Annotated in this window: 1 protein-coding gene; it reads left to right on the top strand. The window is 42.5% G+C overall.

Annotated features, from left to right (window positions below; genetic code table 11):
• Positions 1–277: 277 nt before the first annotated feature.
• On the top strand, positions 278–1,097 hold an 820-nt coding region (locus HMPREF1518_RS02335; RefSeq protein WP_156025208.1), incomplete at its 3' end, for an IS256 family transposase.

Below are 1,097 nucleotides of genomic sequence, written 5' to 3'. Positions count from 1 at the left end.
CTTTGAAGTATGTCCGAAGCTGATTTCAAAAGCCCCTTCATGAGAGCTCTCATGGAGCCTGATTCTCTCGCCTTGTTTGAGTAATTTGGGACGTAACTGCGCCCGCGCACCCAGGTGGTAAAAAATGCGTTTAGTTGGGGAATACAGGTTTCTGCATACAACGTTTCCGGTCGTGTCCCGAAAAGTGGTGTAAGCAAGCATTTCAGGTGTTTAAAAGAAGTGCGGTTATTTCCTAAAATATAGTCACCATAACCAATTCAGAAAGGAAATAACCGCAATGCAAACTTTACACGAAACTGAGCTCTCCTACACCCAAGATCACAAATTAGATTTAAACGGTATGGCACGAACACTACTTGAAGACTTAGTAAATACCGTAATGGTTGAGCAAGTAGAAGAGCTTGGTTGTGTTCGCAATGGATACCGTGAGCGAAAGCTCGTCACTTCAGTTGGAACTCTTACCTTAAAAATTCCAAAACTTCGTGAAGGAACCTATTTTCCTGATGATATCGTAAGCAAGTGGAGTAGATGTGACACAGCCCTTGCAAGCTGTATCTGTGATATGTGGACTCTAGGTATCTCAAACAGAAAGGTAGAAAAAGCACTAAGTGAGCTTGGTGTTGAAAAGATCAGCAGAAGCAGAGTCTCGAGACTTGTTAAGTCTTTAGATGAAGAGGTAGATGACTTAAGACACAGCTCTTTGTCTTTTGACAGATGGCCTTACCTTTGGCTTGATGCAACCTATATTCCTATAAGAGAGGCAGGACATACAACCAAGCGTGCTGTCGTTATTGCTATAGCTGTAAACACAGAAGCTAAAAGACAAATCATAGGGCTTGAGTGTATAGATACCGAGTCGTATCTTTCCTGGAAAGACTTTCTTATCTCTTTGAGAGAGCGAGGACTGAGTGGAGTGAAACTTGTTATCTCTGATGCCCATGCAGGTCTTGTAAGAGCAATTGGTGAGGTGCTCACAGGCGCTGCCTGGCAAAACTGTCTTTGTCACTTAGAGAGAAATGTCTTTGATAGATGTAGAACAAAAGCTCAGGGCAAAGCAGTTATTGCTGCTATGAAACATACCTTTGAAGCTACTGATA

Origin of the sequence: Streptococcus sp. SR1 (assembly GCF_000526075.1) — a bacterium.
Taxonomy (GTDB): Bacteria; Bacillota; Bacilli; order Lactobacillales; family Streptococcaceae; genus Streptococcus; species Streptococcus halitosis.
The sequence above is the reverse complement of the archived record's forward strand: the minus strand, read 5'-3'. Positions and strand labels throughout refer to the sequence as shown.